Annotated in this window: 14 protein-coding genes; 6 read left to right on the top strand and 8 right to left on the bottom strand. The window is 48.8% G+C overall.

Going from position 1 to position 20,822, the window contains the following annotated elements; genetic code table 11:
- The first annotated feature begins 284 nt into the window (after nt 1–284).
- Entirely contained in the window at nt 285–938 is a 654-nt protein-coding gene (locus CX664_RS20090; RefSeq protein WP_101748465.1) for a hypothetical protein, read from the top strand.
- A 52-nt stretch (nt 939–990) separates the two neighbouring features.
- Here CX664_RS20090 and CX664_RS20085 read toward each other — a convergent pair whose 3' ends face one another.
- Entirely contained in the window at nt 991–2,967 is a 1,977-nt protein-coding gene (locus tag CX664_RS20085) for a BCCT family transporter (protein WP_101748464.1), read from the bottom strand.
- 245 nt (nt 2,968–3,212) lie between these two features.
- On the opposite strand from CX664_RS20085, the gene CX664_RS20080 reads away from it, so the two are divergent.
- The 5 genes from CX664_RS20080 (at nt 3,213) to CX664_RS20060 (ending at nt 8,554) form a co-directional block, all read left to right on the top strand.
- A complete protein-coding gene (locus CX664_RS20080; RefSeq protein WP_101748463.1) occupies nt 3,213–3,692 on the top strand; it encodes a MarR family winged helix-turn-helix transcriptional regulator in 480 nt (159 codons plus the stop codon).
- Nucleotides 3,693–3,948: 256 nt separating this feature from the next.
- On the top strand, nt 3,949–4,959 hold the full coding sequence (locus CX664_RS20075; protein ID WP_101748462.1) for an ABC transporter substrate-binding protein: 1,011 nt from the start codon (nt 3,949–3,951) through the stop codon (nt 4,957–4,959).
- A gap of 129 nt (nt 4,960–5,088) precedes the next feature.
- Nucleotides 5,089–5,988 carry an ABC transporter permease gene (locus CX664_RS20070; protein ID WP_101748461.1) on the top strand — a complete coding sequence of 300 codons (900 nt, stop codon included), beginning with the start codon at nt 5,089–5,091 and terminating at the stop codon, nt 5,986–5,988.
- Complete coding sequence (locus tag CX664_RS20065; RefSeq protein ID WP_101748460.1) at nt 5,981–7,195, top strand: quaternary amine ABC transporter ATP-binding protein; 1,215 nt, start codon at nt 5,981–5,983, stop codon at nt 7,193–7,195. Before CX664_RS20070 ends, CX664_RS20065 begins: the two co-directional genes overlap by 8 nt.
- A gap of 288 nt (nt 7,196–7,483) precedes the next feature.
- Nucleotides 7,484–8,554: a hypothetical protein gene (locus CX664_RS20060; RefSeq protein WP_101748459.1), complete on the top strand. Its 1,071-nt coding sequence runs from the start codon at nt 7,484–7,486 to the stop codon at nt 8,552–8,554.
- Between the two features lie 28 nt (nt 8,555–8,582).
- Here CX664_RS20060 and CX664_RS20055 read toward each other — a convergent pair whose 3' ends face one another.
- The 7 genes from CX664_RS20055 to CX664_RS20030 form a co-directional block, all read right to left on the bottom strand.
- Entirely contained in the window at nt 8,583–9,350 is a 768-nt protein-coding gene (locus CX664_RS20055) for an SDR family NAD(P)-dependent oxidoreductase (RefSeq protein ID WP_101748458.1), read from the bottom strand.
- Nucleotides 9,351–9,381: 31 nt separating this feature from the next.
- Nucleotides 9,382–11,004 carry a 3-oxoacyl-ACP synthase III family protein gene (locus CX664_RS20050; protein WP_163372359.1) on the bottom strand — a complete coding sequence of 541 codons (1,623 nt, stop codon included), beginning with the start codon at nt 11,002–11,004 and terminating at the stop codon, nt 9,382–9,384.
- Nucleotides 11,005–11,045: 41 nt separating this feature from the next.
- Entirely contained in the window at nt 11,046–12,263 is a 1,218-nt protein-coding gene (locus CX664_RS20045; protein ID WP_101748456.1) for a 3-oxoacyl-ACP synthase III family protein, read from the bottom strand.
- A gap of 189 nt (nt 12,264–12,452) precedes the next feature.
- The gene (locus CX664_RS20040) at nt 12,453–15,800 is read right to left on the bottom strand and encodes an indolepyruvate ferredoxin oxidoreductase family protein (protein ID WP_101748455.1); all 3,348 of its coding nucleotides are present in this window, start codon (nt 15,798–15,800) and stop codon (nt 12,453–12,455) included.
- Nucleotides 15,801–16,429: 629 nt separating this feature from the next.
- A complete protein-coding gene (locus CX664_RS20035; RefSeq protein ID WP_101748454.1) occupies nt 16,430–18,553 on the bottom strand; it encodes a carboxy terminal-processing peptidase in 2,124 nt (707 codons plus the stop codon).
- Between the two features lie 381 nt (nt 18,554–18,934).
- Nucleotides 18,935–19,111 carry a hypothetical protein gene (locus CX664_RS26590; protein ID WP_163372476.1) on the bottom strand — a complete coding sequence of 59 codons (177 nt, stop codon included), beginning with the start codon at nt 19,109–19,111 and terminating at the stop codon, nt 18,935–18,937.
- Nucleotides 19,112–19,284: 173 nt separating this feature from the next.
- Nucleotides 19,285–20,583, bottom strand: coding sequence for a M18 family aminopeptidase (locus CX664_RS20030; RefSeq protein ID WP_101748453.1), 1,299 nt, complete (start codon nt 20,581–20,583; stop codon nt 19,285–19,287).
- Between the last annotated feature and the right edge of the window lie 239 nt (nt 20,584–20,822).

Genomic DNA, 20,822 nt, shown 5'->3' with positions numbered 1-20,822 from the left:
TGACTCCTTGTTCAGGCACTCCCGGCAACTGCTCCTGCGTTGCTCTAGCTCCTGCATCCATGCAGTCGTGCTTCGTTACAACTCCGGTCACATAGCTACGGCTATGCTCCCTCCGTTGTGCCTCGCATAGCACCTGCCCAAGTAGCCAGAAATATATGATTCCATATGGCCAGCTACTTATTCCGGGCATCTGAATCTGATTTTTAATCTCACAGCCATCCTGTAAATACGGGTAAATGACCTATTCTTCTAGCCCGGAAGAATAATGTTATGGTTGTGATGTTATGAAACTGTATCCTTTTATTATCCTTTTATTACCATCGATTGTCCTGGGTAAACCAATCGGCCTTGAACGGTTTACCCCTCCACCTTACCCCGAGGTGCCGACCCATCCTCAGCCTGAAGGGCCGTTATACCCACCCCCGCAGGATTACTTATACCATGGTTATAGAACAGAGCCCGCACCTGCCTATACGCCGCCGATGTCCCCTGACTTATCCTCCGTTACTGCCTGTCAAATACCAGCCGGAACCTATCGTTTTGATGCTTACAGTATTGCCAAAACTGAAAAACTCTGGATCTCTGAACTGGTACTTTATCTGCATATCAGCCACGCGGGCATAATGGTGATGCGTTTCAGACTTAAGCCAAGGGGTGGCCGTGAAGAGCAGTATGTAGTGATCCCCTATAGCAGTCATGCCGATCTGGTAAATGTTTGCAGTGGGGTCAATTTCAGTTTTTTCTTTAAAGGGATCAATGTGTATGGGAAGACCTTAAACGGAAATCTGTCCGGGCATCTGAGCAGGGATGGCAGCAAGAACAATTACCACATTACTGCTGATGGTTGGATGGAGCGTTACGATACCTCATACAATTCAAGAGTGACCATTAATCTGACAGGGCAGCAGTTTGACTTTGTCTACCCATACATTAAATAGCGAACTGTGCACCTCGTTTCCACACAGAGCGGGGAAACGAGGTGTGGTCGATCTATCGAACCATGTGCAGGAAATGCATGTGCTTTTCATACTGATCGATAATATCACCAATTACCTGATCACTGGTCCAGCCCATAATGTCGTAACCCTGGCCACCTTCTCTCAGGAAAACTTCGGCCCGGAAGTATTTGCGTTCTTCTTCATCTTCTTCGTCCAGCATAAAACTGGGCTGAAGGTAAGAGCGGGGCGTCACTTTGTAAAAGAAGTCCACTTCATCGCCGTGGAGTACCACCAGGCTGGGTATCTGTTTTTCGGTATCCAGTTGAATCGTGCTTTCTACCCCCTGTTTGCCCAGTTCTGATGCGACGGACTCCATAGCCGGGAGAGCAACATCCTGAATAAAGCGATTGACATGGGCCCGTCGGGGAAAGCTGACCATCGTCGCCAGCCGGTTCTGCCAGGGAATCGGTTTATGACCTACTTTGGGGGTGAGTGTGGTTCTTTCCAGGCTGGCTTTCTTGGCAGCATCAACAGCCAGCGCTTTTAGTAAGCCATAAGCCGACACCAACAGTACGATGGAAAAAGGCAGTGCTGAGGCGATGGTCACCGTTTGCAGGGCCTCCAGGCCACCGGCCAATAACAGCACCATGGCTACAATGCCAATCAGGCTGGACCAGAACACCCGCTGCCAGAGCGGCGTTTTACTGTTGCCCCCGGAGGCGAGCATATCGACAACCATGGCACTGGAGTCGGAGGAGGTGACAAAAAAGATCACGACCATGGCAATGGCTACCATCGAGAGTACATTTGAGAACGGGAAATATTCCAGAAACCTGAACAGCGCAATGGGTACATCGGTTTCTACGGCCTGACCCAAACCGGTCATGCCCCGGTTCATGATCATATCAATGGCGGTATTGCCAAAAGCGGTCATCCAGATCAGGGTCAGGCCTGTTGGTACGAACAAAACGCCAGTAACAAACTCACGGATGGTTCTGCCCCTGGAAATACGGGCAATAAACATACCGACAAACGGTGACCAGGAGAGCCACCAGGCCCAGTAGAATAAGGTCCAGCCGCCAAGCCACTCGGTGGGCTCATAGGCGTAGAGATTGAAGGTTTTACCGACGATGTCAGACAGATAACCACCGGTATTTTGCACGAACATCTGTAACAACAGGACGGTGGGTCCGAGCAGTAACACCATCACTAATAACATTAGTGCCAGTAGCAGGTTGGCTTCTGAGAGGCGTCGGATGCCTTTATCAAGGCCTGTCGCCACAGAAATGGTGGCCAGTGCCGTGATGACCACAATCAGAATAACCTGTGTCTGTGTGCTGATGTCGATACCGAAAAGGTAGTTCAGCCCCGAGTTAACCTGCAAAACCCCATAACCCAGCGCAGTTGCAACACCAAAAATGGTGCCGAGTATGGCAAACACATCAATGATATGGCCGGGAATGCCATAAATACGGTCACCGATGATGGGGTAAAGGGCGGAGCGGAGAGTGAGCGGCAAGTTATGCCGGTAACCAAAAAAGGCAAGAATCAGGGCCACGATGGCATAAATCGCCCAGGCATGAAGACCCCAGTGAAAAAAGGTGAGCTTCATGGCTTCTCTGGCGGCTTCCACCGTACCAGGCTCACCCAGCGGTGGAGAAAGGAAGTGCATAACCGGCTCGGCAACACCGAAAAACATCAGGCCGATGCCCATGCCCGCAGAAAAGAGCATGGCGAACCAGGAGCCAAAGCTGAATGAGGGTTCGGCATGATCAGGGCCCAGCTTTATATCACCATATCGGGATAGCCCCAGAAAGGCGACGCACAGAAGGATCAGGGCCACGGCCATGACATAAAACCAGCTGGCGTTGGTCATGATGCTGGACTGGAGATGCGTAAAGCGGCTATTGGCATCTTCAGGGAAAAAAACCGTATAGCCCACCAGTAAAAGTATTAAAATGGCTGAGCCAAAAAATACGGGAGGGTTGATGGTTTGCCTGGAAGGCATAGAGATTTCCGATTGGGACATGTTGCTGGCTCTTGCTGAATAGTCAAAATCAATTTGATCGTTTGGGTTTGGAGCTATGTGCAAGAAGTCCGTCAACGCTCTGAGGGGATAAGCATGCAGAGGATCCTGTATACAACTTTAATTAGGAGTCTAGGTGAAATATATTACAGTTCAAACTATTTGAGATCAAATTGTGTTTGTTTTGCGGTTTATTTTGTGGCAAATAAATACGCCTGTTTTCTAAACCTCTTCGATGAGTAAATTGTATGACTGAACCGTGTTACTGGACTGACGTACTTATTTCTCTAAGACGCATAATACGTGCAACGGATCTGCACTCAAAACGTATGATCAAAGCCTGTGGCCTGACCACGCCCCAGATCATGGTGTTGAAGGCAATCAGCGATCTCGGTGATGTGACGGTCAAGCGGATTTCCCAGGATGTTTCCCTGAGCCAGGCGACAGTAACCATTATTTTGAATCGGCTGGAAGAGCGGCAGTATCTGGAGCGAGTCCGAAGCATCAGTGATAAACGAATTGTTAACGCACGGTTGACCGAGCTCGGACGCTCTGTATTGGCAACAGCACCGACGCTACTGCATGAACAGTTTATTGAGCGTTTTGAGGCGCTGGAGCCCTGGGAGAAAACACAGGTTCTGTCGTCTTTGCAACGGGTTGCAGCCATGATGGATGCCGAGTCCATTGATGCTGCGCCGCTGCTGGATATCGCCGGGACAGAACCTTAGCTGTTTGATTTTTGGTCTTTTTCTCTGGGGTGTTGGTGAAAGTAATTTGAAATCTAATTATTAGAAGTGTAAGTTAGTGCTCCAGTTGATATACGGGAAAGTACAGTTAGGTGTTCGACGCTGGAAAATGGGCTTAAAAATTTCTGCTGTTAATCAGTGTACGGAAAACCGCAGGAGCAGAAATTTTTAATCCCTTTCTACACCCAGGAAGGCACTGCCCGGTATCAGAAACGGATTAATAAAAACAGGATTGCACATGCTAAAAAGAAAATTGTCTGCCGCTGCCTTACTGGCTGTTTCCCTCCCTTTTGCTGTCTCTGTGTCTGCTGATGAATGCGGTGATGTCACTGTCGCCGATATGAACTGGAACTCGGCAACGCTGATAGCTCACGTTGATCAATTTATCCTTGAGAATGTCTTTGGCTGTAATGTGGAGCTGGTGCCCGGCGACACCATGGCGACAGGAACCTCCATGGTTGAAAAAGGAGAGCCGGATATCGCGCCGGAAATGTGGAGTAACTCCATGAGGCAGGCTTTCGATAAAGGTGTCGAGGAAAAGCGCCTTCGCTATGCTGGCAACTCGCTGTCAGAAGGCGGTGAGGAAGGGTTCTGGGTACCGAAATACATGGTAGAAAAAGACCCTGAGCTGAAAACCATCAAGGGTATTAAAGGGAAGGCAGCCATCTTCAAGCATCCGGAAGATTCCAGCCTGTCCGCTTTTTACGGTTGCCCGGCGGGCTGGAACTGCCAGATTAATTCTGGCAATTTGTTCAGGGCGCTGGAGCTGGAAGAGCATGGGTTTGACCTGGTTGACCCGGGTTCCGGTGCCGGTATGTCCGGTGCTATTGCCAAAGCCTATGAGCGGGAAGAGGCCTGGTTTGGCTATTATTGGGCACCCTCGGCGGTACTGGGCAAGTATGAAATGGTCAAGGTGGATTTCGGTTCCGGTGTTGATGTTGATGAATTCATCAACTGTACCACCAAAGAAGATTGTGAGTCTCCGAAAGTCACTATGTATCCGCCATCGCCCGTCAATACCATTACCACCGAACGTTTTGCTGCTAAAGCACCGGCAGCTTATGAGTACCTGGCAGGACGATCGTTTACTAATCAGCAGATGAATGAACTGTTGGCCTGGATGGAAGAAAATCAGGCGGATGGTGAAATCGCCATGGAGCATTTCCTGACCAACTATGAGTCCGTCTGGTCTCAGTGGTTGCCTGCTGATGTGGTGGCAAAAGTTAAGCAAGAGCTTGCTGCTCTCTAAGGTCATCATTATGCAATTGATGGGTTTATTTATTGACCTCCAAACTCCGTTCGTCTTGAGCGGAGTCGAAAGGCGTAAACTCCATACTCTGAATATTGTGCCAATCACCAATAATAAAGGCTGAAGTGTATGGCTAGGGAATCCTGGGTTACTGAGTTCCCGGATATGGATCGCAGTGACCTGATCGCTTTGCGAAAGACTCTGGATGGTGCCTACCGGGAGTTTTCCCGGGAACATGGCGATTTGATTGAGTCGTTTTTTGACCCGTTACTCTCTTTTCTTGTCTGGTTTGAAAACCTGCTGATCAGCTCTCCCTGGTTACTGATACTGGCGGTTATCACCGGTTTGGCCTATGCCGCCAGCCGTTCCTGGAAGCTGTGCCTCGGTGTTGTCTGTTCCCTGCTGACCATTGGTTATTTTGGTATGTGGGAAAATACCATGAGAACCCTGAGTGTTATCACGGTATGCACCTTGCTCTCCCTGGTGCTGGGCATTCCAATCGGTATCGCCATGGCCCGTTCCGACCGGGTGCAGAAGCTGGTAACGCCGATGCTGGATATCATGCAGACCATGCCGGCATTTGTTTATCTGATTCCGGTGGTGATGTTGCTGGGCATTGGCAAGATTCCCGGCGTGATCGCGGTGGTTATTTATGCCATTCCGCCGGTTATTCGACTGACCAACCTGGGGATTCGTCTGGTGGATAAAGAGGTATTGGAAGCCGCTACCGCTTATGGTGCCAGCCCGTGGCAACGGTTGTGGGGGGTGCAGCTGCCATTGGCAATGCCTACCATTATGGCCGGTATTAACCAGACCATTATGATGGCGCTGGCCATGGTGGTGATTGCTTCCATGATTGGCGTCAAGGGCCTGGGGCAGCCGGTACTGAAATCCATTACCAATCAGTATTTCACCCTGGGGCTGCTCAATGGTCTTGCCATTGTTGCGCTGGCGATCATCTTTGACCGGGTTTCTCAGGCTTATGCCCGCAGAACCCAGAAACATCTGGGAGGCGCTGAGCATGCATAACAGTGACCATAAAAAGCCTCTGATCCAGATTCGTGGCCTGTACAAATTATTCGGGAAACAGCCTGACAAGGTCATGTCCCGGGTTCATCAGGGGGAATCCAAAGATCAGATTCTGGCTGCTACCGGGCATACGCTTGGGCTCAGGGATATCAATCTGGACGTCAAGGCGGGCGAGATTTTTGTGATTATGGGGCTTTCCGGATCCGGTAAGTCTACCTTGATTCGCCATTTTAATCGTTTGATCGATCCCACTGAGGGGGAGATCCTGGTGGATGGTACCGATATTACCCGGTTTTCCGCCAAAGAGCTGGAAAGCTTTCGACGTCAGAAGATGTCCATGGTCTTTCAGCGTTTTGGTCTGATGCCTCATCGAACGGTGATAGATAATGTTGCCTATGGTCTGTCGGTTCAGGGTGTTGGCAAAGCCGAGCGACTGAAGAAAGCGGAACAATGGCTGGATACTGTGGGACTGGCTGGCTACGAGCAGCAATACCCCTCCCAACTGTCTGGAGGGCAGCAACAGAGGGTTGGTCTGGCCAGGGCGCTGTGCACCGATGCGGAAATTCTATTGATGGACGAAGCTTTCTCTGCCCTGGATCCACTGATTCGCAGTGAGATGCAGGATCAGTTGATCGGGTTGCAGAGTAAGCTTCAGAAAACCATTGTTTTTATTACCCATGACCTGGATGAAGCGTTAAGGCTGGGCGATCGCATTGCCATTCTGAAAGACGGTGAGCTGGTTCAGCAGGGGGCTCCGGAAGACATTCTGTTGAATCCGGCCACGGATTATGTGGAAGCGTTTGTTAAGGATGTTAACCGTGCCCGGGCATTGACCGTAGAAACGGTGATGAAACCTCCGGCCTGCCGCATTACCGCGGAAACCATTGATGAAGCCTTGAGTCAGATGAAAAAGACCTCTGAAGACTTTGGCTATTACGTTAATGATGAAGGCTATCAGGGTGTGATTCTTCAGCAGACCCTTGAGCAGGCCGTGCAGAAGGGGAGTCACAAGAAGGTAACCTCGATATTGATTGAGACGGTGCCGACTATTCAGGCAGACTCAATACTGGAGTCCGTTATTCCCGATACCCTGGACACCGACTATCCCCTCCCCGTTGTTGATGACGATGGGCAGTTGCAGGGGCAGCTTTCCCGGTCCAGTCTTGCTGAAGTTCTGGGGGATGTTTCCATTGGAATAAATCATTAATCAGGCAAAAGACATTGATGATAAACTCTTATTCAGGCATGACTGTCACCGGCTATTAAGCAATCTGAAAAGTAGAACAGATTGTCGAATAAGGTTTTCCCCGTTAAGTAGCTGGCCATATGGAATCGAATATTTCTGGCTACTTACTGGTAAGGGGAAAACTGCGCTCGGGCATGGGCGTCTTGCAGAAGGAATCCCCCACTATAACCGCATAGCGGTGAGGCGGCCATCCGGTTAGTGGTGGGGTCAAACTTTATACAGGTGCTGAATGACGGTTGTATATCGGTAATGGATAATTTTTCAGGGTTGTCATCGACATTAGCTAACTTCATCCCTGGTCCTGACAACCAGCAAGATGCTTCACTTAATACGGCTGCTGCCAAAAGTGCAGCGTTTGGGGAAAGATCCGCATCTGTACTTGACCCCGGCGCTCTGCAACAGGACAACCTGAAAATTGATCCCCGGTCCGATGGCGTAGCTGATGTACTTTTCAAGGATCTGGCAAAGCGTCTTATCACGCCTTCTGAATTAGACGACATGTATAGTAATAGCGTTAACAAGCTGGAAGAATTCAGTGAAATGGTGTTGCTATCCAGCATGGATAAAACAAAAATATCGGCTTTGTTGACCAGGCATCAGATTAATCGATTAAAAAATCCTGATGTTTTAGCAATGGAAGCAATTTATTATAAAAATTTGAAAAAACACACGACTGCATTCATTCAGGAAATTTATAATCTTGCCAACAATAGCAAGCTTAACCAATCATACAGAAACCATATTTGCCTGATGGCGATAGCCATTTATAACTTTTTGGATGAAAACGGCCATAAAACCATAGCGCATACTATGCAGTATTCTTTTACTGATATTTATAGCGTTCCTCTGTCAGCTCTTTATTTTCTAAGACTTGGCCAATCGCTGCTATATTCATCCGTTAATGATCCAATAGGTACACTGAAAGGTTATGAATTCCCGGTTAAACAAGGCGAACTGAGCTTTCAGGATTTGAAACGCCTTGGTAATTTACGGCTTTGTGTTATTGCAGACCAGGTATATACCAATATGCAGGAGGACAAGACAACTTCAGAACCGGTGATGACTATAACCAGAGCTTGTCATCCCGGGGATATTGTCAGCATTTATCATCAGATCAACACTTTCCGTCAGCGTTCAGAGCTGAAGGATTTATTAGCGAACCCATTTTCGGAATCGATCGTTATTCATCATGCACTGTCACAACTGGAAAGGGCCTTATCTGAAGAAGATTACGCTTGTGTATCTGAAACGCTATGGCAACATCATTGCCACAGCATACAAAATAAAATTGGCAAAAAACTGTTAATGCTGAGCTATTAAAATCCTTAATTGCAAAATGCCTGTGCAACTACAAGGGGGCATAACCGGCAGTAACCCCGCCATCAATAGTAAAGATGTTGCCAGTAATGAACGATGCCTCATCTGAGCATAACCACACCACCGCATTCGCGACCTCATCAGGCGTTCCAAGTCTCTTTAGCGGATGAAAGTCGGCCAGGGCTTGACGACATTCATCTGACAATGAGGCCGTAACATCGGTCAAGATCCCACCCGGGGCCAGTGCATTGACCCGAATTCCCTCTGTGGCATATTCCAGTGCCGCCACTTTTGTTAAACCAATCACTGCATGTTTGGCAGCGGTATAAGCGGACAACCCCGACGTCCCCGCCAAGCCTGCAACTGATGACATATTGATAATCACACCCCGACTACAGGCGCTCATCATAACCAGTTCATGTTTCATGCAAAGCCAGGTTCCGGTCAGATGCGTTGCAATAGTCGCATTCCAGCTTGCCGTGGAGGTATCTGTCAGCGGCTTGGGAATACAATGGTTGCCAGCATTATTGAATGCACAGTCGAGGGTTCCGTACTGGTCACGGATAACAGCAAACATTGACCGAACCTCATCCGGATCGGAAACATCCGCCCGAATAAACATTCCGTTACCGCCCAGGCGACGAATGGCATCAACAGTTTGTTCCCCGGCATCCTCACGCCTGCCACAGACCAGCACCGTTGACTTGTTTCTGGCAAAAGCAAGGGCTGTTGCCCTTCCTATTCCTGATGTACCGCCAGTGATAAGAATGACGCTTCCACGTTTATCTGGAACACTCATAACGCCTGTAGCCTCCTGGGATACTTCTTGATTATTTGGCATATCTATCTTCGAGAATTTTCTTTAAATTATTAATCTCAATATTATGGGCGCTATACATTAAGCCAAACGCTTTTGCATACAAAGGATCATTTAAAAACCGGGCATGGCCATAAGTTATCCATAACAAGACAGAACCAGGCCTGCCAAGCAACGGTTGAGCATCCAGCAACTGACACTGGTAATCCATCCAAAGATCATCAGGGTTGTCATGCCCTACCAGCCAATTGATTCGATACTCTTCCCGGCAAGCAAGACAACGTAAAAAGACCCTGCCAGCAGGTGCCAATGACTCATCTCCCTCATAGATATCATCTTTGGCAATCCGCAGATTTTGTATGGACATCGTCCACTCTTCCAGTTTCCTGATGTCACTGACATATTCAAATGCATCAACAGTGGAAACCTGTTCAAAAACCGCCATATTAGCAACATACTGAGTGAAAAACTCACCGGGCTTACGGGCAACTTCCGAGTCAGGCAATATAAATCTTTCCCGCAATTCATTAGTTGTATAATTTCTTGAGTTAATTAACTGCCCTGCACACGTCACTGGCTGTTCGTTAAGTAAATAATTTTCAGGCTTTTTATCATTATTCCATGTCCAGATACTGCAACCCGCACTATTTTCCCCCACAGAAGCCATCGCTATGGTATCACCTGAATGTATCTTATTTAGCTGACAAGCCATCGTCAGGTTGATCAATACCGAAGCGGAGGATACATTTCCATATTCTTCTAAAGTATCTACCGTCTTATTCTGCTGAATACCCAGTGCTTCCTTCCAGGATTCAAGAAATGCTCTGTTTGGTTGATGGAGAATAAAAAAATCAATCTCATTATCACTCAAGCCTGCTTTTGCCAACGCCTTATTTATTACATCCGATATCATTTCAGTCGAAAAAATCTTTAGCTTATCAAAAACACCTTCAGGCTTAATGGGTTCAGGCATCGACATCAATTCTCTGAACCTGAAACTGATTTTATTACTGGCCCTATTGTCTTTAATGTTTTCATTAACCTGCATGACCAGGCCACTTTGAAACCTGGAATCACTGGTGATATGTGCTGCGATCCGGCCATTTTGTTGACCATCTGCGCCTAAAATAATCGCTCCTGCGCCATCCCCCATACTCATAGCAATTTTCATGGATGCTTCAGATGTATCGTCCTGTAGTTTGGAAAATGTCTCACTGGAGACAATCAATACATTGTCAGTCTGTCCGGATTCGATTGCATAAGCCCCAAACTCCATTGCCTGGATGACACCATTACAAGATTCCAGCATGTGCAGATATAAGCAATTTCCGAGTTTCAGTCTATCTTTTAATTCAGCGATACCTGTCGGGATAATACATTCGGCATTAATAGTGCTGGCAACCAAAATCAGTAAGCCAATATCATCAACAGATATGCTCGCCTGGGTAATGGCTCTGAGCGATGCACGGTAAGCCAGATCAATATAATCAGTATGACTACTGGCAAATCGCCTGTTTTTGATTCCCGCGCTTAGCAGCCACTCATCAGTCACACCCCTGGATTTGTAATCAAACTCATTATTACTGACAGTATTCTCTGGTAAATAGGCACCCACACCAAGGATATTAACAGCCATAAATATCTCATCCAACATCAAGTTGATTAACAAAGCGATGCTCACAAACCATTGACTTGCAAAAGACGGGGTGAAATTTTTTGCAATAAAGCGCCATGGTTTTCACCAACACCTGACGACACCATTACAACATTATCACCGCAATTCACTTTCCCTTTTTCCAGCGCATCCAGGAGATTAACTGCTACCGACGCCACGGCGATATTCCCGTAGTGCCGGAATGTTTCATGGTATTTACCGGCAGGAACACCGAGCGCCTCTCGCCAGGCATTGCCCGCCCAGTGAACAGGTTGATGGGCAACAAGAAAATCAATATCCTCACGGCTGTAGTCGGCTTTGCCCAAGGCTCCATCAACAACATTCACTATGTCATCCCGGCAATTTTCGGCCATTTCCTTGCAAAGTGACCGGTCGTTGAAGGTAACAAATTCCTGTTCAAAATCGGGCCCCTGCGAGGTAATAGCAGACAGCCTGGGCCGACGACGCTGAAAGACAATGGCAGCATGGCGAACTCCCTGGCTGATTGAGTGTGAGCTAATATACCCGTATCCATCGTCCACCCTGGATACAATACCGGCGACAGCCGCATCGCCGGTATTCGGACTGTAGTAATTGGATTTATCGCTAATATGTGAATCAATAGAACTGCCAATAATCATCACATTGCGCTTCAAACCACAACGCACATAGAGTACTGCCATTTCCAGCATGGTAATAAACGAGGAACAACAGGTATCAATGTTATAGGCACCAGCGTTGGGCAGCTTGAGTTTATGTTGAACCAGTGAAGCGTTCAGGGGAACATGCCGGTCCGGCACAAGGGAGCTGACCATCAGCAAGTCAACCATGCTCTGATCCATTCCTGCATTATAGAGAGCAAGCGCACCGGCCAGAGTCTCGGCATCAGAAGATAGCATCAAATGGGGCCGGATAGCGTTAGCTCTGGATTCTGGGTCTACCGGTACCCGGCAACGAGTTTCAATCCCTTCAAACGGATTACTCCTCTTTTTATCCGGCAGACGATCAAACCACGCTTTATACCATGGCTGACTTTGCCACCCGTCATAATTCGTTTCTACGGTTCCCGGCAGCAAGCCATTTTCCGAGATGGGTTTTATATAATCATGGTGCAGGCGAGTCTGCTCCGCAAGATAGGTGGGCAACTGGGAAGCGTCCCTTTCCCTGATGTTTTTACCAGGCAGATAACCCCCCATGGCGACCAAACCGGCAGAAAACTGACCATTGAGAAAATCGCACATTAAACATATCCCCCATGCCCGTTATTAACCAAGGCAAATTCACACCACGGTTGGCACAAGAATCAGTGGCATCTTTCAGTTTGCCTTTTCCCTGAACAACGACACTCCAATATAAGTCACTTATTAATTACTGTCAGATAATCAATTAAAAATATATTATTTTCCTGGCACGTTTATGAAATATCCGGGCTAGTATCCCCAGTGTCGTGTCGGTATTCTTTCTCGACTGACAAAACCAAAACGTTCCGCTTTCTTCAGGAATGCGGTGATGGTGTTTATTTTTACCTGGCCATACCCCTGAATCTGTTCAGGTAATTGGGCGAATTCGACCATATCCTTATAGTTGTCGTGGGTGATAAAGTCTAAATGCTGGTTAATAATCGATTGATACTGCGCCAGTGCCTCTTTTTCCAGTTTGCGAATGTTGCTATAGGCAAAAATATCAAACCGGGAACCTCGCAAAAAACGACAATATCTTAGTAATTTAAGGAACCATTTGCCCCATGATGGCAGTTGGAATTTCTTTTGGCTAAAGGGCAGGGCAAAGTGGTAGGAAAGTTCTGCATTGTGGCCAAACATTCGCTTCACCCCAGTCTGAAAGTCTGGTTTAAGGTAAAGACGGGCCACTTCATATTCATCCTTGCTGGCCATCAATTGGTATAAATTAAGAATCACCGCCGTACTGAGTTCCGTGTGCCCCATTGATTCATCAACAGCCAACACTCGGCGCACAAAATCCTGATATTTTCTGGCGTAGTGAATATCCTGATAATCTTCCAACTCCCTGATACGCAACAAGAAGCGGTCATAAATATTGCTGGCTGTACCCTTCACAGATGCAACCGATTTGAACAGTGCATCCGGGTCAAGACACAGCTTTCGCCCGAGCAAAAATGCCTGTCGGACAGCAATACCATCACCGAGGGCCTCAACAATAGCCGATTCCAGGGATGATCTGGCTAATGGGATAATTCCCCGCTGGTATGCAGTCCCAAGGATAATAACATTTGCCAACTCTCTGCGGTTAAATGCCAGCTCAGCCAGTTCACAAAAATCGAAACAGACATTACGCTCTCGATCAGTGTTTTCCTGTATGGCATCCACAGCATCAGCAATCGTCATTTTATCTATCAATACATTGTTGTGTAAATTAAGCGATGAAAACCTGGCCGTAGATATCACGGCAACGGTCTTGTCAGCGCAGGTCAACTTTAATGAGTCAGCCTCTAAAGCAGACCATACATCCAGCACAATATAAGCGTCCGCACTGCCCGGAACAATGATTGGGCTGCTGATATCGGCAGCCTCGGAAATCTTCAAATGTGAGCCAACCACTCCTGCCCTCTGGCTTAGCCCCTTTTTGTTGACCAGAGAGACGAATTTACCATCGGTCGATGCGGCACTGGCCAGAATTTGCCCCATGGAGGTCACCCCGGTGCCTCCCATGCCGGTAATATACAGGTTGGTGGTATCGCTTTTTGTTATGGGTTCGGGCAGAGCAGTCTGGCTATCACGGGTCAGGGAAGAAGATGTAAACGTCGTTCGACAACCATTTTTAATGGTCACCAATGCAGGGCAGAGCGCTTTTATGCAGCCCAGGTCGTGGTTACAGCTGGCCTGATCCACTTTCAGTTTCTGGCCAAATTCAGTATCTTCCGGCAGCAGGCTAAGACAACCTGAATCAAGAACGCACTGGTCGCAGCCTTCACACAACTGCTGGTTAATATATACATAGTCCAGCGGCGTGTTATTGTTTTGCCGATCTCTTCGTCTGGCCAGGGCACAGGTACGATCATAAATAAGCACCGTAACCCCCTTGATACGACTTAACCGAGTCTGGACAGTATCCAGATCGTCAGCCATTCCAACCATTGTGCGTTGATTCAGCTTGTCCTGATAGCGCCGGATATCATCACTGACCACTGCTACCTGCCTGACTCCCTCAGCATAGAGCATCATGACCAGCACAGGGGGCGAGATATTTTCTTTCGGCAACGGACTGTCTGTCATGGCGATAGCGCTGTTATAAAGCAGCTTGAAGGTAATATTGCTATTGGCCACAACGGCCTGTCTTATCGCCAGGGAACCAGAGTGCAAAAACGTACCATCGCCTATATTCTGGAACTGGTGCGGGATATTCAGAAATGGAGACATACCAACCAGCTGGACACCCTCTCCTCCCATCTGGGTCATGCTTCCAATGTCGTTTGAATGCAAGGCCTGGATACCGTGACAACCAACACCGAGGCCAGTCAGGGCATCTGCAGGCAACCGGGTTGAACGGCTGTGGGGGCAACCGGAACAAAAATAGGGTAATCTCTGTGGCCCCTGCCTGACATAATCCGACCTCACGACAGGCGATAGGCAGGTATTGGCGGCACTCCATAACTGCAGGTAGGGTTCAAGGGCAACGGCAATAGTTTCTGCATCCAGCCCTCCCCAGGGGGGAAATAGACAGGCTCCGTATTCATCCTGCTTACCACAAACGACAGGGCTATTTGAGTGGGAATAAAGAATGGACTTAACCCCTGACTCAATAAACCCCCGTTTCTCTTCAATCACTACAAGTCGTTCCAGGCCATTGGCAAAGCGAATAATGATGTCCGGATCCAATGGATAGACCATGCCCAACTTTAGCAGCCGAGTGTCGTACTGTTGGAGATCCTGCTGCTTCAGGCCAAGCAGTTCAAACGCGGCCATCAGGTGATAGTAGGTTTCCCCGGCAGCCAGGATGCCCAACCTGGCCTTTTCTTCATCACAGCAAGTGATAGAGTTCAGGCCGTTGACCGCCGCCATAGCGATGGCATTCGCTTCGCGATGAGTATAAATATCACGTTCCACACGCATGGTCCCGGGAGGCAACAATTTGGATGTGACTCTCGGTACCAATAGCTGTTCAGGGTTTTCGGGCTCAGGTTTGCTGATAACCGGAAAAGGCATGGAAAAATCCAGGGTTTCGCTTAAACCACCGATAACAGACGACACTTTTATCCCAACCCAGAGACCGGAATAACGGGACAGCTCGAAGCCGAAAAGTCCAAATTCAATCAGTTCCCGGAGATTTCCCGGACACAATACCGGCATACAATGGTCATATAAGGTAATAATTGAACATGAAGGCAGTGCCGATGATGAGCAGGTGGCATCATCTCCCACCAGAACCAGAACGCCTCCGTATTCGCTGACACCGGCGTAGTTTCCGTGCCTGAAGGCATCACCGGAGCGATCGGCACCGGGAGACTTCCCAAACCACAGCCCCAGGATCCCATCATAATCATTTCCCGGGTACAGGGCCGCCATCTGGGAGCCCATCAAAGCGGTAGCACTCAGTTCCTCGTTAACACCTGGCAGATAATGAATTCGTTGGCGTTGAAGTCTTTCATGGTTTTTTCTCAGCGTTGAATCCACTTCGCCCAGTGGTGACCCCGGGTACCCTGATACCAGGATTGCAGTTTTCAGGCCCTTTGCAGTATCCCGTTCAGATTGCAGAACCAACATTTCCATGATGGCTTCATGTGCGGAAAAAACGCCTGACATTGCTCTATCCTCTTTGCATGCCGCTGACACTATAGCGGACCCCACTGTCAAGCTCACTTTCACCACCCCGATTGATATTTTCTTGAAACCTGATGTCAAAGGACTGATCAGATAAGTGGTTCGCCAAATGGAATCGTATATTTCTGGCTAAGTGGGCAGTCTATTCTCGGTAAGCCTCCTAGGAGCCTGTCCGAGAATAGACTGCCCTACTGCGGTGGCAGCAAATTGGTCTAAAAATTCCGTTTTGTTCGGCAAATAGCCCCGCTATTCACCTCACAAAACGAAATTTTTATCCTCAATTTTCTGCCATCCTCGCTACGGGCGCTATTCTCGGACAGGCTCCTAGCTATGTGACCGGAGTTATAACGCTGCACGACTGCATGGATGCAGGAGCTAGTGTAGTGTGTTGAAATTTTTACTGCATAATAATTTTCAAACCCGTCATTATTGGGTGGCATTGTCTTTTGCATGATGGACTCTTTGAACTCTTCTGAATAGCGGACCATTGATCACTCACTGGCTGTTCAGGTTTTTAAATTCAGGAGAGGCAACAGCTATGTTGGCGCAAGGGGGGGTGTGCTTGGCATTAAAAAGCCCGCAAGAGCGGGCATGTGAATCAATGCTGACTTTTAGCCAGAACGACGGGTAAAGAGTCGTTTGTTGTTGCTGGCTTTCACCATATCGGTCAGGATGACACCCGCTTCCTTCAGGAAGGCATCAGGCTCTTTATCTTTTTTCTTCTGTTCCTGTTCCTGGTTGTTAATCTCCTCCAGCTCATCCAGATTGTTCAGCAATGCCAGACCTCTGGATTTTCGCAGGCGATTTTCAATGGCCAGTCGCTGGCTGCGCATGGTTTGCAGCTCCAGTTGTCGTCTTTCCTGGTTCAGGGAAACCTTTTTCTGATTTTCATAATGTTCGAAGTAGTCCTTCATCTCATGGAGGTAAACAAAATCCGCATTTTTACGGGTGCGGAATTCATGCTTTTTCTGCAGCTCCGGCAGGTAAGGACTTAAATTAGCGTAAGGTCTGTAAGATACCGGTGAGATATTGTCCCATGGCAGTGCATCCGGCAGCGTATCCTCACCAATATCCCGGCCATCGTAGAGGGAAGGGAAGATGATATCGGGAATAACGCCACGATTCTGGGTGCTCTGGCCGGAAATCCGGTAGAACTTGGCCAGCGTCAGTTTCAGCTGCCCATGGTTCAGTGGCTGGATGCTTTGCACGGTACCTTTGCCGTAACTCTGGCTGCCAACGATCAGCGCCCGGCCGTAGTCCTGCATGGCCCCGGCAAAGATTTCAGAAGCGGAAGCGCTGAGGCGGTCAATCATCACCACCATGGGGCCATCGTAGAGCTGCTCTGAGTCCGGGTCTTCCTGTCGCTCAGCGCGCCCCCGGTTATTGCGGACGACAACGGTAGGTCCTTTGTCGATAAATAGTCCGGTCAATTCATTGGCTTCTTGCAGTGAACCGCCCCCATTACCGCGAAGATCGATAATCAGGCCATCCACTTTCTCTCTCTTTAATTTTTCCAGGAGCCTGCGGACGTCACGGGTGGTGCTTTTATAGTCAGGGTCACCGGCCTGGGCAGCCTTGAAGTCGATATAAAAGGTGGGTAACTCGATCACCCCGATACGGCTGGTCTTGCCATTCATGGGCACTTCAATGATTTTACTGGCGGCATCCTGCTCTTCCAGTTTGACCCGGTCCCGGACAATCTCGTAAACCCGGGTGCTGCTGTCATTGCTGCTGCCGGGAATAATCTCCAGGCGAACCAGGGTGTGTTTGGCACCGCGAATCAATTTGACCACATCATCCAGACGCATACCCACCACATCTTCCAGGTTGCCTTTCTTGCCCTGGCCAACGCTGACGATCTTATCACCGGGTTTCAACTGCCCGGCTTTCTCGGCAGGGCCGCCGGGGACAACACTGACTACCCTGGTGTATTCATCCTCAGCAGAGAGTACGGCACCGATCCCTTCAAGAGAGAGGCTCATGTTGATATCAAAGTTCTCCGCCGTCTGGGGGGAGAAGTACTGGGTATGAGGGTCATAAATACCAGCGAAGGCATTGATGTAGGTCTGAAAGGCATCTTCGCTTTTGCTCTGGTGCAGCCTGCGCAGCAGGTTGGTGTTTCTTCGGCGCAGCTGATTGATGATTTCTTCGTCGGTTTTATTGTTCAGCTTCTGGCTTAATACGCTGTCTTTAAACTGCTTGATCCAAAGCCGTTGCTGGGCTTGCTTGCTGGTAAGCCAGGGTTCATCCTTGCGCTCAATCACCAGCTCTTCATTTTTCCTGAGGTTCAGGTTGTTAATGCCCAGCTCTAACTGTTTAAGCATGAAGCGTGCGCGTTCTTCCGCCCGCTCACGGTAGCGGTTGAAGATGGCGAAGGCGGGATTGAGGTCACCGCTTTTCAGAGAGTCTCCCAGTTTTTTTCGATAGGGCTCAAATTCCTGGATATCTGCCTGCAGGAAGAAGCTGCGGTTCGGGTCCAGTCGATCAAGATAGCGATCAAACACCTTTTCCATATTGCTCTGGTCAAGGGGGATTTTCCGGTAGTGGCTTCTTGAAAGCAGTTGTACCACATGAACGCTGGCAATGGCCTGTTGCAGATTGGGCGTCAGGGTGGGTACTGGCTGGCTGATGTCCTTATCGACGGCCTGAGCGAGATTGCCTGAGAGAAGTGCTGTGAAAAGCAGCGCTGAAAAGAACAGCCTCATTCTTTTGGCTGGCTGCAGTTTCGATATCATAGAGGCGTTAGCTCCGTGTCATTCTGTCTGTTGAAGTGTGCCTTCCTGGCTAACCTAACGGATAAGACTCTTTCCATTACTCAAGTCATCGCTCAGGATCTTGAACTCTTGAATATCCTGTAAGGATGAATACAGCATAATACAGTCACATGGCGGATGACAGCTGTTGAACTTTCATATTCTGAACAGCTTAGGTAAATCAGGCCATTACCTGGCCGGTAAAAAGTGTGAGTAAGAGCTATTCCATCAAGGCTATTGAAAAAAATCAATGATTCATTTGGCAGGAGGGCTGTGTGCGGAGTTCGCAGTATAGAAATGGTGGGACACAGGTGAATTATCGACTGTGTCCATAATATGCAGTTGTTTCAAGGTGGGGTAAGGTTAGTTATAACCTTTGATATAGCCGCCAGTCTCATCAAATGACTTTGCCACAGGCAGTGTTGCAGAAGCCTTTAGCAACGGCTTGACCGAATTAATCGTACTGCGATGAAGTGAAAAAGCGTTCCTGGAGTTTGTGGTTGAGCGCAGTGTTGGCCGGTTGTTGGCTTCGGGTTTCATGGGATTGCCTGCAATGTTGGCTGGTCTGATGAAATGATCGAGGTTAGCAATATCGGCCGGATAATTGGAGTCTGAAATTGTACGTATGACGGGGCTTCGCGTTGTGTTTTGCCAATAAAACGAGATGTCCGGAGAATTTGCTGGCTCTCGTTCAAGAGCCAGCTGATGATCAATTATTCAGTGAATGGCAGTTTGGCCAGGGTCATAAAATGGGCCAGGGTTTTGCTGAGTTCAAAGGCATCCTCACTCCCGGCCAGCTCTCTGATTGAGTGCATGCCGAAGGTTGGCAACCCGAGATCCAGTGTGCGTACGCCCAGCACGCCGGCAGTCAGTGGGCCAATGGTACTACCACAGGCCATATCGGTACGGGTAACAAAGTGCTGAACTTTGCTGCCACTGGCCTGGCAAAGGGTGCGGTAAAGGGCCGAGGTTTCATCATTGGTGGCATAGCGCTGGTTGGCGTTGACTTTGATGACTGCCCCATGATTCAGTTTCGGTGCGTGATGCTCGTCATGCTTGCTGGCATAGTTGGGGTGGATGCCGTGGGCATTATCCGTTGAAATCAGCATGGAGCGGTTCATGGCCCGGGTCAGTGACTCACCGGTGCCATACATTCTTTCCAGTACGCTCTTCAGGAAAGGCCCCTGGGCTCCGGTGGTTGAGACACTGCCCACCTCTTCATGGTCATTGCATACCAACAGGGCTGTGGTGTCTGATGGCTGATGATTGAGCAAAGACTCCAGACCCACATAGCAGCTGAGCAGATTATCCAGGCGGGCACTGGCGATAAAGTCACCGTTCAGGCCGATAACGGCAGCACTTTGGCTGTCATAGAAAGAGAGGTCGTATTCCATCACTTGCTGACAGTCGCTGTGCCCTTGACGTATCAGCTCTTGTTTCAGCAGTTCACGGAAATCGACGGTTTCGCCATCGGCCAGTTGAAAAAGGATCGGTGGGATATCGGTTTGTGGATTGACGGCACGGCCGCTATTGACCTCGCGGTCCAGGTGAATAGCCAGGCTGGGGATAATGGCGACTGCACGCTCAAAATTGATCAGTTGCTGGCAAAGCTGTTGCTGATCGTTGAGGTATTGTACACGGCCGGCGAGGGAGAGGTCACGGTCAAACCATGGGTTTAACAGGACGCCACCATAAACCTCAACACCCAGCTGAAAATAGCTGTGCTTATTTAACTCTGGCTGTGGTTTTACTTTCAGGCAGGGCGAGTCGGTGTGCGCCCCTACCATTCTGGCACCCAGCTCAGGTTTGCCCATGGTAAAGGCAATGATGGATGAGCCGTTACGGGTTACGTAATATTTTCCGCCCTCTTTGAGAGACCAGGATTCGGACTCGCTCAATGGCTGGAAGCCCGCTTTCTGTAGTTTGGCCACCATGGTGGCTACTGCATGATAAGGGGTCGGAGAAGCATTGAGGAACTGGATAAGCTCCTGATTAAAGTGTTCTTTGCTCATGGCGCTACCTTGCAATGTAAGCGGTGATCTTACTACAAAGATAGGTTTTAAGTAGCTAACCATATGAAATCATATATTTCTGACTCCTTGTTCAGGTACTCTGCTTCGTTACAACTCCGGTCACATAGCTACGGCTATGCTCCCTCCGTTGTGCCTCGCATAGCACCTGCCCAAGTAGCCAGAAATATATGATTCCATATGGCCAGCTACTTATTTCGTTGAAAATGACCTGTTTCAGA

The sequence above is a fragment of the Endozoicomonas acroporae genome, from assembly GCF_002864045.1.
GTDB lineage: Bacteria > Pseudomonadota > Gammaproteobacteria > Pseudomonadales > Endozoicomonadaceae > Endozoicomonas > Endozoicomonas acroporae.
This window is presented reverse-complemented; position numbering and strand designations above follow the sequence as displayed.

Coding starts and splice junctions, on each gene's coding strand:
- CX664_RS20090 (WP_101748465.1), top strand. CDS start 285: ATGAAACTGTATCCTTTTATTATCCTTTTATTACCATCGATTGTCCTG.
- CX664_RS20085 (WP_101748464.1), bottom strand. CDS start 2,967: ATGTCCCAATCGGAAATCTCTATGCCTTCCAGGCAAACCATCAACCCT.
- CX664_RS20080 (WP_101748463.1), top strand. CDS start 3,213: ATGACTGAACCGTGTTACTGGACTGACGTACTTATTTCTCTAAGACGC.
- CX664_RS20075 (WP_101748462.1), top strand. CDS start 3,949: ATGCTAAAAAGAAAATTGTCTGCCGCTGCCTTACTGGCTGTTTCCCTC.
- CX664_RS20070 (WP_101748461.1), top strand. CDS start 5,089: ATGGCTAGGGAATCCTGGGTTACTGAGTTCCCGGATATGGATCGCAGT.
- CX664_RS20065 (WP_101748460.1), top strand. CDS start 5,981: ATGCATAACAGTGACCATAAAAAGCCTCTGATCCAGATTCGTGGCCTG.
- CX664_RS20060 (WP_101748459.1), top strand. CDS start 7,484: ATGGATAATTTTTCAGGGTTGTCATCGACATTAGCTAACTTCATCCCT.
- CX664_RS20055 (WP_101748458.1), bottom strand. CDS start 9,350: ATGAGTGTTCCAGATAAACGTGGAAGCGTCATTCTTATCACTGGCGGT.
- CX664_RS20050 (WP_163372359.1), bottom strand. CDS start 11,004: ATGGCTGTTAATATCCTTGGTGTGGGTGCCTATTTACCAGAGAATACT.
- CX664_RS20045 (WP_101748456.1), bottom strand. CDS start 12,263: ATGTGCGATTTTCTCAATGGTCAGTTTTCTGCCGGTTTGGTCGCCATG.
- CX664_RS20040 (WP_101748455.1), bottom strand. CDS start 15,800: ATGTCAGGCGTTTTTTCCGCACATGAAGCCATCATGGAAATGTTGGTT.
- CX664_RS20035 (WP_101748454.1), bottom strand. CDS start 18,553: ATGATATCGAAACTGCAGCCAGCCAAAAGAATGAGGCTGTTCTTTTCA.
- CX664_RS26590 (WP_163372476.1), bottom strand. CDS start 19,111: ATGAAACCCGAAGCCAACAACCGGCCAACACTGCGCTCAACCACAAAC.
- CX664_RS20030 (WP_101748453.1), bottom strand. CDS start 20,583: ATGAGCAAAGAACACTTTAATCAGGAGCTTATCCAGTTCCTCAATGCT.